Here is a 15,347-nt window from a genome sequence, read left to right on the forward strand (position 1 = left end):
CAGGAGTAGCGGACCCAAGGCCAAAGCGGTTTTGGCAATCCGCTGCTCGGACAAAAAAGGTGCGGGCGGGGATCACGGCCGCCCCACGCGTGGGCGGCTTAGCGAGCCGCGGTCCAGCCCTTGTAATCCTGCAAATTGTCGGCCGTGATCAGCTTCGGGTCGAGCAGCACCGTCGGCTCGGCCGGCTTCTTGCCGGCAAGCAGGTCAGCCGCCATCGTCAGCGACTGGCCGGCCATCACATAGGGATCCTGCGAGGCCGAGGCCTTGATCATCGACGTGCCGGAGGCGAGTTCCTTCTCGATATCGGGTGCACCGTCGACCGCGGTGAAGATGAACTCCGAGCGGTTGAGCTGCTTGGCCGCAAGCTGGGCGCCGATCGCCGTCGGATCGTTGATGGCGAAGACCGCGTCGATCTTGTCGAAACGCGTCAGCAGCGACTGGAACACTTTCAGGCCGCCGTCACGCGAGCCTTCGGCGTTCTGGTCGTCGGAAAGGACCTTGATGTCGGGGTGCTTTGCCAGCACGTCCTTGCAGCCCTTGACCCGCTCCAGGATCGACGACGAGGCCGGGCCATTGAGGATGACATAGTCGCCCTTGCCGCCGGTATTATCGACCAGATACTGGCACGCCTCTTCGCCGGCCTTGACGTTGTTGGTCATCACGGTGACGTCGGCGCCCGGCGCCGAAACGTCGAAAGCGGCAACGACGATGCCGGCCGCCTGCGCCTTCTTCACCGCCGGCGCGATCGCCTTGGCATCGACTGCGTTGAGCATGATGACGTCGACACCGGCAGCGATGAAGGAATCGACCTGCGATACCTGCTTGTTGAGATCGTAGTCGGCCGATACCGAGGTCACCTGCACATTCGGGTTGATCTTCTTGGCCGCGTCCTCGATGCCCTTGATGGTGGCGACGAAGAACGGGTTGCCGAGCAGTCCGACCGAGATGCCGACCTTGTTCAGATCCTTTGCCGATGCCGGCGCGATGACGGCGGCCGCAAGGGCGACGCCGCAGAGCAGTTTAGCGATGGTCTTCATTGTTTTATTTTCCTCCTGATGCCCCGCGCCTCTCACGGTGCGTTACAAATGAAACCGGCTCGTTGGATGCCGGCGACTAAGGGCCATCACGTTCTTGCTCCTGCCTGGAGCCGGTAACGGTCGAGGGCGACCGCCACGATGATGACCAATCCCTTGATGATGTACTGCCAGATGTCCGAAACACCGGCGAGGATGAGCCCGTTGGACAGCACGGCGATGATCAGGCCGCCGATCAGCGTGCCCCAGATCGAGCCGACACCGCCGACGAAACTGGTGCCGCCGAGGATGACTGCGGCAATGGCGTCGAGTTCGTAGGACTGGCCGAGCTGAAGCCCGTTGGCGGCATAGAGCCGGGCCGCCGACATGGCGCCGCCAAGGCCGGCCAGAAGGCCGGAAACGCCGTAGACGAAGAGCAGCACCAGCGGCACCTTGATGCCGGTCAGCCTGGCGGCCTCGGCGTTGCCGCCGACGGCGTAGATGATCCAGGTGCCGAGCACGGTGCGCTTGAGCACCAGCCAGGACAGGACGACGACCGCCAGCGCGATGATTACCAGCCACGGAATGCCGAACAGCGAACCGTTGCCGATGAAGTCGAACGGCAGGTCCGCGTTGAACACCGTCGTGTCCTGGCCGAGCAGGCGGGCGACGCCGCGCACGGCGGTCAGCGATCCCAGCGTGACGATGAAGGGCGGCAGCTTGATATAGGCGATCAGCAGCCCGTTGATGACGCCGAAACCGAGCCCGACGAGAATGGCCGCGGGCACGCCCAGCAGTCCCCAATCGGGCACGAGCGACACCATCACCGCCACCATCGCCGAGGCGGCAAGGATCGAGCCGACGGACAGGTCGATGCCGCCGGTCAGGATGACGAAGGTCATGCCGGCGGCCAGCACGATGTTGATCGACGATTGCTGCATGACGATCAGCAGATTGGTCTGGGTGAAAAAGCGCGGATTGATGAACTGGAAGCCGACCGCCAGCAGGATCAGGATCGGCAGCATGCCGAGTGCGGCGATGGCGGTACGCCACCTCGTGCTCCTGCCGACCGCCCGGTCGTCCGCTTTCATCGTGTCGGCCACCTTGTCGGTCATCGCTGAGCCGCTCCCGTTGCAAGTTCCATGATCGCTTCCTGCCTCAGCGGCTCGCCCTCCGACGCCGTCACCTCGCCGGCAATGGTGCCGTCGCGCATCACCAGCACGCGGTCGGCGATGCCGATCACCTCCGGCAGTTCGCTGGAGATCATCAGGATGGCGATGCCTTTCTTGGCCAGGTTGTCGATCAGCCGATAGATTTCCGACTTCGCCCCGACATCGACGCCGCGGGTCGGCTCATCGAGGATGACGACCTGCGGCTCGGTTTCCAGCAGGCGGGCGAGCAGCACCTTCTGCTGGTTGCCGCCCGACAGCGAGCCGGCATTGGCCTGCACCGAGCTGGTGCGGATGGAGAGGTCTGACACCGCCTTGGCGGCGCGCTTTTCGGCAGCCGTGAAGTCGCGCAAACCGCCGGCCTTCGCGTCCTTTGCCAGCACGCCCATGCTGATATTGTCGGAGATCGACATGTCGAGAAACAGGCCAAGTTGCTTGCGGTCCTCGGTCAGATAGGCGATGCCGGCATCGAGCGCCTCGCTCGGCGAACCGATGGATATCGGTTTGCCGCCGAGCTCCAGCGTGCCTGATGTGTGCCTGTCGGCGCCGAAGATCAGCCGTGCCAGTTCGGTGCGGCCCGAGCCGACCAGGCCGGCCAGTGCCAGTACCTCGCCCTTGTGGAGGTCGAAGGAACAATTCTTTATGAGATTGCCGTCCGACATGCCGCGCACCGACAGCGCGATGGCGCGCTTGCTGTCCGGCGGACGGTGATCCTTCTTGTAGAACGTCGACAGATCGCGCCCGACCATCATCGATACCAGGCGCGAGGCGTTCAGGTCGGCGCGGTCGAGCGTGCCGACATAGCCGCTGTCGCGTAGCACGCTGACGCGGTCGGCGAGCTGGTAGACCTCTTCCATACGGTGGCTGATGTAGATGATGGCGATGCCTTGCGACTTCAGCGTCGCGATCACCTCGAACAGCCGGTCGGTCTCACGCGAGGTCAGCGACGTGGTCGGCTCGTCCATGACGATGATGCGCGCATTGGTCGACAGTGCGCGGGCGATTTCCACCAGCTGTCGCTCGCCGAGCGACAGGCTTGCGACCGGAGTGCGCGCCGAGAAGGTCACGCCGAGCCGCGCGATGATCTCGCTGGCGCGCCGATTGCACTGCTCGCGGTCGACAACGCCGAACCGTCGCGGCTCGTTGCCGAGAAAAATGTTCTGCGCTACCGACAGATTAGGCGCCAGCGACAGCTCCTGATAGATGACCGCAATGCCGGCGGCGCGCGCCTTGATCGGGTCGCCAGTCGCGGCCGGCACGCCGTCGATCAGGATTTCGCCGCCGGGGTCCGGCCGGTAGGCGCCGGACAGCACCTTCATCAGCGTCGACTTGCCGGCACCGTTTTCGCCCATCAGCGCGTGCAGCTCGCCGGCGTGAACGGTCAGCGACACATCGTGCAAGGCGCGGATCGCACCGAACGTCTTGGAGATGTGGCGCATCTCCAGCACCGGCTGGCGCACCGTCTCGATCCGGGCGGCGGCGCTCATCGCGCACCTCCTGCAGCTGCGCTGGCCACAGCCCGGTCGGCGGCAAGGCCGCGCCAGTCGTTGCGATAGCCGGCAAGGCCGCTGAAACTTGCCGCATGCACCGCCTCCGGCGCTTCGGTGGCAAACTCGCGTCCGACGCTTTCGAAGGCAAGTGCGGCAGCACCGGTGGCGCTGCCCTCCAGCGTTGCGCCCTGCAGGAAAGCCTGCCCGGGCCGCAACTGCGCCAGCAACGCGGCAAGCAGCCCGCCATTGTTCAGGCCGCCGTCGACGATCACTGTGTTGTCCGAATGGATCAGCTCGAGGCACAGATCGACCATCAGCGCGACATAGAGCAGCGCCATGGCCGCGCGTTCCTCGGCATTGGGCGCACGCCCGACCAGTTCGCCGCGGCGGTGCGGCATCGGGCCGCCGGGCGCGAAGCTCGGCAGCGCCATAATGCCGGCGTCGATCACCCGTTGTATCGATGACGGCGCGATTGCGCCCTGCCAGCCGGCGCTGATCGTGGCGAATTCGCGCCCGCCCATGAAGCGGACGGTTGGCACCGGGCCGCCATCGACATCGACATTGACCAGCATGTCGCGCTCGCCGTCGAGTGCGTCGAGCGGGCAGTCCGGATTGAGCACGACCACCCAGGTGCCGGTCGAGACCACGGTCACCGGCCCGAGCTGCTGCCGGCGGTAGGCATGGAGCGCGGCATTGCTGTCGTGGACGCCATTATGGATGGCGACTGGCTTCGCGGCCTGGCCGAAGCGCTGCTCGCCGATCACCGCGCCGGCACGCTCGAAGGCGGGCATCTGGCCGCGCCAGCCCTCGGCATCGACCAGCGAGCTGAAATCGCGTTTGCGCGGCGCCCATAAATGCGAGTGGCAGCCAAGATACGACACTTCCGATACCGGCCGGCCGCCAAACCGCCAGCTCCAATATTGGGGGTAGCCGAGGATCGATTTCGCTGTGGCGAAGGCACCGGGCTCCACCTCCTTCAGCCACAACATGTGGCGGCCGTAGTTGAAGCCAAGCGGCAGGCGCGGCGAAAAGGTCTCGGCAAAATCCGGAATGCGGCGGTCGATCTGCGCGGCGATTTCAGCTGGCGGTTCCTGCTCGTAATCGAGGATCGGATGCGTCAGCGCGGCTTCGTCGACCAACGCGAAGGTGCAGCCATGGCCGGATACCATCAGCCCTTCCACGCCATGCGTGTCGACTGCATCATCGATGGCGCGAGCCGCCCAGTCGTGCAGCGCTGGCTCGTCGAGCACGCTGAAGCCGCCTTTGCGGATCCAGCTCGGCTGGGTGCGGCGCTCGTCGAGGATCTGTCCGTCCTGGCCGAAGACGAACAGCTTCGAATTGGTCTTGCCGAAATCGAGGACGGCGATGTTCACTGGGCGCCTCCCGAGGAAGCCGCGATCCGCACCATGACGCCGGCATCTTCGAGCATGCGGGCATCTGTCTCGGACAGGCCGTCATCGGTGACCAGCGTGCCGATCCGCGACAGCGGCAGTGCCACATTGCGCGCGTGGATCGACAGTTTTCGGCTGTCGGCCAGCACGACGATCTGGTCGGCGCAGAGGCTGAGCTCGACGATCGAGCGGACCAGCAGCGGGTGCGATTCCAGAAGGCCTTCCTGGCCGATGCCTTGCGCGCCGAGAAAGAACTTCGAGGCGTAGAACGGCACCGTCTGCGTCAGCGAATGGATGATGCCCGGCTCGCGGTGCAGTTCGCCGCCGGCGACGGTGAGGCTGCAATGGCCGTGGTCGCTGAGATAGGCCGCGAGCGGCATCGAGTTGGTGTAGAGCCGGATGTTGCGGTCGGCGAGCTTGACGCCGAGATGGAAGCAGGTCGAACCGCCATGCACGATGACCGCGTCGCCGTCGCGCACCATGGTGGCGGCGAGAGCGGCGATCTGCCGCTTGGCCTCGACGGCGAGGTCGCGGTTCTCGTCATAGGGCCTGGCATAGGCGACGCCGGCTTGCGAAACGCCATCGAGCGCCGAGATGCCGCCATAGACCTTGCGCGCTTCGCCGGCCTCGTCGATCTTGTCGATGTCGCGCCGTACTGTCGCCGCCGACACGCCAAGCCGCTCCTGCAGCTCGCGCACCGATGCGAAAGGCCGGTCCCGCAAAAGCTCGACAATCTGGCGCTGGCGGCCGGAGTCGCTCAACCCTTACCTCCCAATGCGCTTGCCTCCCAAGCATTTTGCATGGCATTGCCATTTTGCACGCCAATTGGTGCAACTTACTCAACCCGCCTCGGATTGCAAGCCTGATCTGACGCGATAACATCACTGTTGACGTAACTTACTCGCATCTGCGATACCAGCGTCGGTCTTCGTCCCGGCACCGGGACGTCCAAAGCCGTGGCCACGCGGCCGGTTTGTGGAGGAATTTCGATGACGATCAGTGCGGATGCGCAGGAACTGGCAGCGCTGCGGTCGCTTTCGGCCGCCATCGGCAGCGACCCGCATCTGACCCAGGCCGCCGGCGGCAACACCTCGCTGAAAGCCGGCGACACGCTCTGGATCAAGGCCTCCGGCACCTGGCTGAAGGACGCGCTCATCGCGGACATCATGGTGCCGGTCGGCATCCCGCCATTGCTCGACGCCATCGAACGGCGCGACCCGGCCGCCGAACAGCCGCAGGCCTTCACTGTCGACGCCCTCAACGCGCGCGGCTTGCGCCCGTCGATCGAGACCACCGTGCATGCGCTGATGCCGCAGCGCATCGTTCTGCATGTTCACTGCGTCGAGACCATTTCGCTGGCCGTGCAGGCCGACTGCGAGGCCGAGGCCGCCAGGCGGCTCGACGGCCATCAATGGGCGTATATTCCCTATCGCCGGCCGGGACTGCCACTCGCGCAGGGTATAGCCGAGCGCCTTCGGCCAGGCGTGGATATCCTGATCCTCGGCAATCACGGCCTGGTCGTTGCAGCCGAGACCGTCGCCGCGGCCGACATGCTGCTGCGGCGCGTGACACGACTGTTGGCGCGGCCGCCGCGCCAGGTGGCGGAACCGGACATCGCGGCATTGACGGCGCGCGCCGGCGACAGCGACTACAGATTGCCGGCGGACGTTGAGGCGCATGCGGTGGCGATCGACCCCGAAAGCTGCCGCATGGCTTCGGGTGGCAGCCTCTACCCCGACCACGTCATCTTTCTCGGCGAAGGCTCGGTCGTGGCGAGACCGGACGAGGGTGTGAAGCGCGTCATCGAGCGCTGCGGCGCCGCACCCGCGGCGATCCTGTTTCCTGGACTCGGCGTGTTGATGCGCGGCGACGCCGGCGCCGGTGCGGACGCCATGCAGCGCTGCCTTTCCGACGTGACAGCGCGGATCGATATCTCGGCGAAGCTGAATTATCTGACAGCGGCGGAGAATAGCGAGCTGATCAACTGGGACGCCGAAAAATATCGCCAGAAACTCAATGCCGGAGGCAGCTGACATGCCGCGTTCGTCTGGTCCGCTTGCCATCGGCATCGACATCGGCACATCCGGCGCGCGCGCCGTCGCCATGCGTCCGGACTTTTCCATTGCCGCGCATTCCGCTATTGCCCTCGAGCGATTTGGGCCGAACGGCCGCGACCCCGCCATATGGTGGGAGGCGGTCGGCGCGACGTTGGCGGAACTGCTCAAATGTATCGATCGCGCGGCAGTGCGCTCGATCGCCGTCGACGGTACGTCGGGCACGCTGCTGCCGGTCGACGGCGCCGGGCGGCCGCTGGCCGAACCGCTGATGTACAACGACAAGGTCGCTGACGACACTATTCTGACTGAAATAGCCGGCGCGGCACCGGCAACGAGCGCTGCACTTGGGGCGACCTCCGGTCTCGCCAAGGCGCTGTCTTTCCAGCACCTGCCCGGCGTCGCCAATGTGCTGCACCAGGCAGACTGGATCGCCGGACAGTTTTCCGGCCGCTTCGATGTCAGCGACGAGAACAACGCCCTGAAGACCGGCTACGACGTCGAGGCCCGGCGCTGGCCGGACTGGATCGCGGCGACCGGCGTGCGCATGGAATTCCTGCCCCGCGTCGTGCGGCCGGGCGATGTCACGGACACGCTCACCGCCAGCGCTGCGAAAATGTTCGGCCTGGCGCGCGACGTGGTTATCGTCGCCGGCACGACGGATGGCTGCGCCTCATTCCTGGCGACCGGCGCGAGTGCCGCGGGCGACGGCGTTACCGCGCTCGGCTCGTCGCTGACCATCAAGATCCTCTGCGACCGGCCGATCTCGGCGCCGCAATTCGGCATCTACAGCCATCGGCTGGGTGACACCTACCTGGCGGGCGGCGCCTCGAACTCCGGCGGCAAGGTGCTGGCCCAGCATTTCCCCGTCGCCCGCATTGTCGAACTCAGCAAAAAAATCGACCCGGCGACGAAGACCGGCCTCGATTATTACCCGCTGCCGGCGCCGGGCGAACGCTTCCCCATAGCCGATCCGGCGCTGCCGCCGCGCCTCGAGCCGCGGCCCGCCGACGACGCCGACTATCTGAAAGCGATGTTCGAGGGTATTGCGGCGATCGAAGCGCTCGGCTATCGCCGGCTTGCCGAACTCGGCGCCCCCCGGCTGACATCGGTCAGGAGCGTCGGCGGCGGTGCGGCCAATCCGGCCTGGACAGCGATCCGGCAGCGCAAGCTTGGCGTCGCTCTCGTGCCGGCTCTTTCGGAGGAGGCCGCTGCCGGCACGGCGCGGCTGGCGCTGATGGGCGCAAGCGCAGCGGGGCTTTTATGACGGCCAAGGCAATTCAACACCTCGACGGCATCGCCGCGCTGACCGACCGCTATCAGGTGTTCCTGCTCGACCAATTTGGTGTGCTGCACGACGGCACCAGCGCCTATCCGGGTGCTGTCGAAGCGTTGTCGGCACTCAAGCGCGCCGGCAAGACCATCGTACTGATCTCGAATTCCGGCAAGCGGGCGCAACCCAATGAGCGCCGCCTGCTGAAGCTCGGCTTCGAACCGGGAAGCTGGGATCACTTTGTCTCCTCCGGCGAGGTGGCGTGGCGCTCCTTCCACCAAATGGCAGCATCCGGAGCCCTGCGCCCGCAGACAAAATGCCTGCTGATCCGCCGCGACAATGACCGTTCGGCTGTCGACGGCCTGCCCTTCGTCCTGGCCAAGGACGGCGACGATGCCGAACTGGTGCTGATTTCCGCCAGCGAGGGCGATCGCTACGACATCGACCATTATCGCCGGCTTCTTGGTCCGGCGGCGGCGCGGCGGGTGCCATGCTTCTGCACCAATCCCGACAAGATCATGCTGACTGCCGTCGGCCCTCGCTTCGGCGCCGGCCGGCTCGCCGATCTCTATGAGAGCCTCGGCGGCAGCGTGGCGCGCATTGGCAAGCCCAATCCGCAGATATTCGAGGCAGCGCTGGCACTGGCGGGCCACCCGGAGCGCGACAGCGTGGTCTGCGTCGGCGACAGCGTCGAGCACGACATCGCCGGCGGCAACGGCGTCGGCGTCGCGACGACGCTGGTCCTGTCGGGCATATTGGCGGGGGCGCCTGACCTGGAGGACGTTTTCGCCACGCTGAACGCCCGTCCCGACTACATCGCGGATAGCTTCAGGTTTCGCTGAGTTGTTAAGGCGAGACAAAGCTAATCCAGGTTGAAACGCCCGATCACCGGCACATGGTCCGAGGGCCGTTCCCAGCCGCGCGCCGGCCGCAGGATTTCATAGCCGGCAAAATGCGGCACCAGGTTTGGCGACGACCAGACATGGTCGAGGCGGCGGCCGCGATTTGAGGCCTGCCAATCCTGGGCGCGATAGCTCCACCAGGTGTAGAGTTTCTCCTCGTAAGGCACATTGAGCCGCATCAGGTCGATCCAGTCGCCGGCGAGCCGCATTGCCTCGAAGTTTTCCGTCTCGACCGGCGTATGGCTGACGACATTGAGGAGCTGCTTGTGCGACCAGACATCGTGCTCGAGCGGCGCGATGTTGAGGTCGCCGACCAGGATCGAGCCGGAGTGCTCGTCATGCTCGGCGCGGACGGCGTTCATCTCGGCAACGAAATCGAGCTTGTGCTTGAACTTGCGGTTGACGGCCGGGTCGGGCTCGTCGCCGCCGGCCGGTACGTAGAAATTGTGCAGCAGGATCGTTTTGCCGCCGGCGTTGACGGTGACCGACAGATGCCGGCTGTCGTCGATCTCGCAGAAGCGGCGCTTTTCGACCACCTCGATCGGCCGCCGCGCTATGGTGGCAACGCCGTGATAGCCCTTCTGGCCATGGAAGGCGATGTGCTCGTAGCCGAGCTTGCGGAACGCTTTCTCCGGAAACAATTCGTCCGGAACCTTGGTTTCCTGCAGGCAGAGCACGTCCGGCGCCTGCTCGACCAGCAGGCGTTCGACGATCGGCATACGCAGCCGGACGGAGTTGATGTTCCAGGTAGCGACGGAAAACGGCATGTGGGTTCCGGATAACGCGAGATCCGCCGGATGGGTCCGACGGAAGTCAATCGCGGAAACTACTGCCAGCCGCGCACCGCAAAAACAAGCCGCCTGCACCAACGCGGAAAAGCCATCCCGCAGCAGTAGAAAGTTACCGCGTCTTGGTGTTCAGCTCGCGGTTCGCCGTATAGTCGATGGCGAAGGTGTCGGGGGCGAAGCTGACGCCCTCCTTGGTGTTGAAGATCATCACCGTCGTGTCCTTGCCTTGCGCATCGGTGATGGTCCACTGCCGCAATTCATAAGATTTCGGATCGAACATCATGGTGATCTTCGAATTGCCGAACACCGATTTGTCGGCAAGCTGGATGGTGGTGAGATCGTCCTCTTCCTTGACGCTTCTGACGCGCCCGCCCGACAGATCGATCTTGTCGTCGAGCAGCAGCTTCAGCGGCGTCTTCGACAGCGGATAGAGGTCGGAGGTCCGCAGCTTCTTGTTGAGGATGACCACCGACTTGCCGTCGGAAATCACCCTGAAATTCGAGGCGCCGTCGTAATTGAAGCGGATCTTGCCCGGCCGTTCCAGAAAGAACTTGCCGCCGGTCTGCTCGCCCTTGGGTCCGAACTGCACGAACTCGCCGCTCATCGATTTGACCGAGGAGAAATGATCGGCGATCTTCTGCGCCGTCGCCGGAACCGCTGCCTGCGCCGACGCCAGCAACTGGAAGCCGGGCACGAGGTTGGCGGCCGCCGCACCGGCCAGGACCAGTCCGAGGCCGAGCACCTGCCGGCGGGTTGGGGCGAAATCCCTGCTTGGGGCGAGAGTTGCGTTTTTCATGCCGGTCACCATCATCTGATTGCTTGCTCGTTATATTGGTCTGGCCCCCCAGTTGGGCTTAAGTTTGGCGGGCCGCACGGCGCCCGTCCGCTGCAACGCGCCAAAAGGTTCAAAGTTGCCGGCGCGGACGCGCTCTAGAACTTGTCGTCCTCCGTCGGCACCAGGATTTCGCGTTTTCCGGCATGGTTGGCCGGGCCGACAATGCCTTCCTTCTCCATCTTCTCGATGATCGAGGCGGCGCGGTTGTAGCCGATGCCGAGCCGGCGCTGGATGTAGCTGGTTGAGGCCTTGCCGTCGCGCAGCACCACCGCGACCGCCTGGTCGTAGGGATCGTCGGAATCCTCGAAATTACCGCCGTCGCCGCCGCCACTGCCTTTGCCCGTCGGCTCATCGTCATCCTTGTCGTCGTCCTCGGTGATGGCGTCGAGATATTCCGGCACGCCCTGCAGCTTCAGATGCGCGACAATCTTCTCCACCTCGTCGTCGGAGACGAAGGGACCGTGCACGCGCTGGATGCGGCCGCCGCCGGCCATGTAGAGCATGTCGCCCATGCCGAGCAGCTGTTCGGCGCCCTGCTCGCCCAGGATGGTGCGGCTGTCGATCTTCGATGTCACCTGGAAGGAGATGCGGGTCGGGAAATTCGCCTTGATGGTGCCGGTGATGACGTCGACCGACGGCCGCTGCGTCGCCATGATGACATGGATGCCGGCGGCGCGCGCCATCTGCGCCAGGCGCTGCACCGCGCCTTCGATGTCCTTGCCGGCGACCATCATCAAATCGGCCATCTCGTCGATGATGACGACGATGTAGGGCATCGGCTCGAGGTCGAGGTTCTCCGTCTCGTAGATCGCCTCGCCGGTTTGGCGGTCGAAGCCGGTCTGCACGGTGCGCGAGATCCTTTCGCCCTTTTTCTCGGCCTGCTGCACGCGCGCGTTGAAGCCGTCGATGTTGCGGACGCCGACCTTGGACATCTTGCGGTAGCGGTCCTCCATCTCCCGCACGGTCCATTTCAGCGCCACCACCGCCTTCTTCGGATCGGTGACGACCGGCGTCAGAAGATGCGGAATGCCGTCATAGACCGAGAGCTCCAGCATCTTTGGATCGATCATGATCAGCCGGCAGTCCTGCGGCGTCAGCCGGTAGAGCAGCGACAGGATCATGGTGTTGATGGCGACGGACTTGCCCGAGCCGGTGGTGCCGGCGACCAGCACGTGCGGCATTTTGGCGATGTCGACGATCACCGCCTCGCCATTGATGGTCTTGCCCAGCGCCAGCGCCAGCTTGGCCTTGGTGGTTTCGAAATCGCGGCTGGCCATGATCTCGCGCAAATAGACCGTCTCGCGCCTGGCGTTCGGCAATTCGATGCCGATCGCGTTGCGGCCGGGCACCACGGCGACACGGCAGGCGATGGCGCTCATCGAGCGGGCGATGTCGTCGGACAGGCCGATGACCCGCGACGATTTGATGCCGGGCGCCGGTTCCAGCTCGTAGAGCGTGACGACCGGACCCGGACGCACATGGATGATTTCGCCCTTGACGCCGAAATCCTCCAGCACGCCCTCGAGCAGGCGGGCGTTCTGCTCCAGCGCGTCCTTGGACAGGCTGGCGTCGCGCACCACGTTCTTTGGTTCCGACAGGAAGTGCAGCGACGGCATCTCGAATTTTTCCGAGCCGATCAGCGAAGTCTGCGCCTCGCGCTGGACGCGGGCGCCGGGGGCCGGCCGCGGCGCCGGCGCCTCGACGCGTGTCGCCGCGTCGGAACGGAAGTTCTGCACCTTGGCCGTCGGCGCGGCGCGGCGCTGGCCGGCCGGCTCGGGCGCGAAATCCATGTCGTCGTCATTGTCGTTATCGAAGACGTCGGCATCGTCAGGGTCGATCGAGGCACTGCGGTCGTTGACCATGGCGGCGAAGAATTCCGGCTCGACGCGGGCGCGCCCGCCCGGGCTCATCCGCGCCTCGGCGAACTCGGCCGATTCGACCCGTTCGGCCGCCCGCCGCCAGGCGCTGGGGCGCGGTTCCATCTCCGGCTCGAAATCGTCGCGCTCGCGCCGGCGCGCGGCGCGGCGGCGCAGATAGGCCCGCAGCGACAGCCACCAGTGGGTGATGGCGCCAAGCGCCAATATACCTTCGTCGCCCTCGTCCTCTTCATTGTCGAAAAGCAGGTCCTCCTGCGGATCGGGCACTGCAGGCTGTTCGAGGACGGCAAAGCCGTTCTTGCGCGAAATCAGCGCCGAGCCATACAAGAATACCCACAGCGCCGGCGCTGCCAGGAGCACGGCGAGCACGCTGGCGACGAGGCCGGTCGGATAGCCGCCGATGACCAGGCCCGGGATATTGAGCACCATGTCGCCGAAGACGCCGCCGAGGCCGGTCGGCAGCGGCCAGGTCTTGGGCGGCACCACGCAGCCGGCAATTGCCGCGCCAAGCAGCGAAAACCCGAACCAGGCCAGCGCCCGTTTCGGCAGCCGGTCGACGCCGCGCGCGGTAAACAGCAGAAATCCCCAGATCACCGCCGGCACCAGCGCCGCAACGGCGGCAAGTCCGAAGAACTGCATGGCAATGTCGGAAAAGACGGCGCCGGCATAACCCATTGCATTGGTGACGATATTATCGGTGGCGTGCGAAAAGCTCGGATCGGCGACGTTCCAGGTGGCAAGGGCGGCGACGCCGAAGCCAACCAGAGCAAACAGCCCGGCACCGACCAGGCGCCCGACCTGGCGCCTCGCGAACGACCGGATGCCGTGCTCCGTATCGGCCAGCGCAAGCGGTGCTGAAGCCCCTGAACGCATGCTTTTCCTCGTCTGTCGTTGCCCCGGCCGGGCGCGGACGCGCAACACGGCAGATTCGGCTGTCAGACTAGCGGCGGGAAGGTTAAGGGCGCATTAACCATGGGCATTCTGCGTCACCGGAACGGGCGACCGCCACCACAGTTCGAAGCCGCTGCGGCCGATGTTTCACGCCGCCGGCGGATCGAGCACCTTGATCAAGCGACCGTGATCGAGCCATCACGGCCATCCGCGCGCAAAAAAGAGGCCCGGAAATCTTCCGGGCCTCAAGGCGTGAGCCCTTTCGGGAGCATCACGACGGGATCTTCCCGGCACCGGCAAAACGCCGGTACCAGCCAATACCTTTACGGCACCACTTCGCCGTGCTGGCTGATGTCGAGGCCTTCGACCTCTTCCGGGGTGGAAGGACGCAGGCCGACCAGCGCCTTGACGATGTAGAGGATCACGAAGCTCGCGATCGCCGTCCACAGGATGGTGAAGACGATACCGTAGAGCTGCTTGCCGACAGAGGCGCCCGAGCCGAGGCTGTTGATCGCCGGATCGGCGAGCACGCCGGTCAGCAATGCACCGATGATGCCGCCGATGCCGTGCACGCCGAATGCATCGAGCGAGTCGTCATAGCCGAACGCGTGCTTGAGCTTGACGGCCGAGACGTAGCAGAGCACGCCGGCGACGATGCCGACGATGAAGGCGCCGGTCGGATTGACGAAGCCGGAAGCCGGCGTCACCGCGACCAGGCCAGCGACGGCGCCCGAGATGATGCCGAGAACGCTCGGCTTCTTGGCGACGATCCATTCGGCGAACATCCAGGCGAGCGCCGCAGCAGCAGCGGCAACCTGGGTGTTCAGCATCGCGGCACCGGCAAGGCCGTCGGCGGCCAGTTCCGAGCCGGCGTTGAAGCCGAACCAGCCGACCCACAGCAGCGAAGCGCCGATGACGGAGTAGACGAGGTTGTGCGGCGCCATGTTGGTGGTGCCGTAGCCTTCACGTTTGCCGAGAACCAGCGCGCAGACCAGGCCGGCAACACCGGCATTGATGTGAACGACCGTGCCGCCGGCGAAATCGAGAACGCCGGCTGTGCCGAGGAAGCCGCCGCCCCACACCCAGTGCGCGATCGGGGCGTAGACCACCAGCAGCCACGCGCCCATGAAGATGAGCAGCGCCGAGAACTTCATGCGTTCGGCGAAGGCGCCGGCAATCAGCGCCGGCGTGATGATGGCGAAGGTCATCTGGAACATCGAGAAGACGAACTCAGGAATGTTCGCCACGCCCGGCAGCCACAGCGAGGAGGTGGTGATGCCGTTGTGGAAGAACTTCGAGAAGCCGCCGAGATAGGCATTCATGCCGCCGCCATCCGAGAAGGCCAGCGAGTAGCCGAACATGAACCACAGCACCGTCACCAGGCAGGTGATGGCAAAGCTCTGCATGATGGTGGCGAGCACGTTCTTTTTGCGCACCATGCCGCCATAAAACAGCGCCAGGCCCGGTATGGTCATCATCAGCACCAGCGCCGTCGAGGTCAGCATCCAGGCTGTGTTGCCGGTGTCGAGCGCGGGCGCAGGGGCAGCCGGTGCCGCCGGTGCCGCTTCCTGCGCGAACGCAGCAACCGTGCCCAGCGCAGCGAGAGCGAGCGAACCTAAAACGGCCGCGCGTCCCGTTATCTTCAAGGTGGAAGGGATATTCAT

At 65.3% G+C, this 15,347-nt stretch carries 12 protein-coding genes; 3 read left to right on the plus strand and 9 right to left on the minus strand.

All coding sequences use genetic code 11. The features are described 5' to 3' along the window. Window positions 1-98: 98 nt before the first annotated feature. The 5 genes from NKI52_RS02860 to NKI52_RS02880 form a co-directional block, all read right to left on the minus strand. Window positions 99-1,037 carry an ABC transporter substrate-binding protein gene (locus tag NKI52_RS02860; RefSeq protein WP_352696961.1) on the minus strand — a complete coding sequence of 313 codons (939 nt, stop codon included), beginning with the start codon at window positions 1,035-1,037 and terminating at the stop codon, window positions 99-101. Between the two features lie 86 nt (window positions 1,038-1,123). Then, window positions 1,124-2,104, minus strand: coding sequence for an ABC transporter permease subunit (locus NKI52_RS02865; protein WP_502897738.1), 981 nt, complete (start codon window positions 2,102-2,104; stop codon window positions 1,124-1,126). 20 nt (window positions 2,105-2,124) lie between these two features. After that, window positions 2,125-3,669 (minus strand): sugar ABC transporter ATP-binding protein, encoded by a 1,545-nt coding sequence (locus tag NKI52_RS02870; RefSeq protein ID WP_023680484.1) that lies wholly within the window; start codon window positions 3,667-3,669, stop codon window positions 2,125-2,127. Next, entirely contained in the window at window positions 3,666-5,045 is a 1,380-nt protein-coding gene (locus NKI52_RS02875; RefSeq protein ID WP_352696965.1) for an FGGY-family carbohydrate kinase, read from the minus strand. The genes NKI52_RS02870 and NKI52_RS02875 overlap by 4 nt, the downstream gene beginning before the upstream one ends. Then, on the minus strand, window positions 5,042-5,824 hold the full coding sequence (locus NKI52_RS02880) for a DeoR/GlpR family DNA-binding transcription regulator (RefSeq protein WP_352696967.1): 783 nt from the start codon (window positions 5,822-5,824) through the stop codon (window positions 5,042-5,044). Before NKI52_RS02880 ends, NKI52_RS02875 begins: the two co-directional genes overlap by 4 nt. Window positions 5,825-6,052: 228 nt before the next feature. On the opposite strand from NKI52_RS02880, the gene NKI52_RS02885 reads away from it, so the two are divergent. Genes NKI52_RS02885 through NKI52_RS02895 form a run of 3 tightly spaced genes read left to right on the plus strand, consistent with a single transcriptional unit; the run spans window position 6,053 to window position 9,232 of the window. After that, window positions 6,053-7,096 (plus strand): class II aldolase/adducin family protein, encoded by a 1,044-nt coding sequence (locus tag NKI52_RS02885; RefSeq protein ID WP_352696969.1) that lies wholly within the window; start codon window positions 6,053-6,055, stop codon window positions 7,094-7,096. Between the two features lies 1 nt (window position 7,097). Continuing rightward, window positions 7,098-8,384, plus strand: coding sequence for an FGGY-family carbohydrate kinase (locus tag NKI52_RS02890; protein ID WP_352696971.1), 1,287 nt, complete (start codon window positions 7,098-7,100; stop codon window positions 8,382-8,384). After that, the gene (locus NKI52_RS02895; RefSeq protein ID WP_352696973.1) at window positions 8,381-9,232 is read left to right on the plus strand and encodes a TIGR01459 family HAD-type hydrolase; all 852 of its coding nucleotides are present in this window, start codon (window positions 8,381-8,383) and stop codon (window positions 9,230-9,232) included. Before NKI52_RS02890 ends, NKI52_RS02895 begins: the two co-directional genes overlap by 4 nt. A gap of 20 nt (window positions 9,233-9,252) precedes the next feature. Here the strand turns inward: NKI52_RS02895 and NKI52_RS02900 are convergent, their stop codons facing one another. The 4 genes from NKI52_RS02900 to NKI52_RS02915 all read right to left on the minus strand — a co-directional run bounded on the left by NKI52_RS02900 (window position 9,253) and on the right by NKI52_RS02915 (window position 15,329). Beyond that, a complete protein-coding gene (locus tag NKI52_RS02900) occupies window positions 9,253-10,059 on the minus strand; it encodes an exodeoxyribonuclease III (RefSeq protein ID WP_352450145.1) in 807 nt (268 codons plus the stop codon). Between the two features lie 133 nt (window positions 10,060-10,192). Further along, window positions 10,193-10,876, minus strand: coding sequence for an outer membrane lipoprotein carrier protein LolA (locus NKI52_RS02905; RefSeq protein ID WP_031213172.1), 684 nt, complete (start codon window positions 10,874-10,876; stop codon window positions 10,193-10,195). Window positions 10,877-11,010: 134 nt separating this feature from the next. Next, window positions 11,011-13,665 (minus strand): FtsK/SpoIIIE family DNA translocase, encoded by a 2,655-nt coding sequence (locus NKI52_RS02910; RefSeq protein WP_352638303.1) that lies wholly within the window; start codon window positions 13,663-13,665, stop codon window positions 11,011-11,013. Between the two features lie 341 nt (window positions 13,666-14,006). Beyond that, on the minus strand, window positions 14,007-15,329 hold the full coding sequence (locus tag NKI52_RS02915; protein WP_031212694.1) for an ammonium transporter: 1,323 nt from the start codon (window positions 15,327-15,329) through the stop codon (window positions 14,007-14,009). Window positions 15,330-15,347 lie beyond the last annotated feature (18 nt).

Source organism: Mesorhizobium sp. M0590 (assembly GCF_040320905.1).
Classification (GTDB): Bacteria; Pseudomonadota; Alphaproteobacteria; order Rhizobiales; family Rhizobiaceae; genus Mesorhizobium.

Excerpts from the sequence above, each read along its gene's own strand:
- NKI52_RS02895 (WP_352696973.1), top strand. The coding sequence starts at position 8,381 with ATGACGGCCAAGGCAATTCAACACCTCGACGGCATCGCCGCGCTGACC.
- NKI52_RS02860 (WP_352696961.1), bottom strand. The coding sequence starts at position 1,037 with ATGAAGACCATCGCTAAACTGCTCTGCGGCGTCGCCCTTGCGGCCGCC.
- NKI52_RS02910 (WP_352638303.1), bottom strand. The coding sequence starts at position 13,665 with ATGCGTTCAGGGGCTTCAGCACCGCTTGCGCTGGCCGATACGGAGCAC.
- NKI52_RS02900 (WP_352450145.1), bottom strand. The coding sequence starts at position 10,059 with ATGCCGTTTTCCGTCGCTACCTGGAACATCAACTCCGTCCGGCTGCGT.
- NKI52_RS02890 (WP_352696971.1), top strand. The coding sequence starts at position 7,098 with ATGCCGCGTTCGTCTGGTCCGCTTGCCATCGGCATCGACATCGGCACA.
- NKI52_RS02905 (WP_031213172.1), bottom strand. The coding sequence starts at position 10,876 with ATGAAAAACGCAACTCTCGCCCCAAGCAGGGATTTCGCCCCAACCCGC.
- NKI52_RS02885 (WP_352696969.1), top strand. The coding sequence starts at position 6,053 with ATGACGATCAGTGCGGATGCGCAGGAACTGGCAGCGCTGCGGTCGCTT.
- NKI52_RS02870 (WP_023680484.1), bottom strand. The coding sequence starts at position 3,669 with ATGAGCGCCGCCGCCCGGATCGAGACGGTGCGCCAGCCGGTGCTGGAG.
- NKI52_RS02865 (WP_502897738.1), bottom strand. The coding sequence starts at position 2,104 with ATGAAAGCGGACGACCGGGCGGTCGGCAGGAGCACGAGGTGGCGTACC.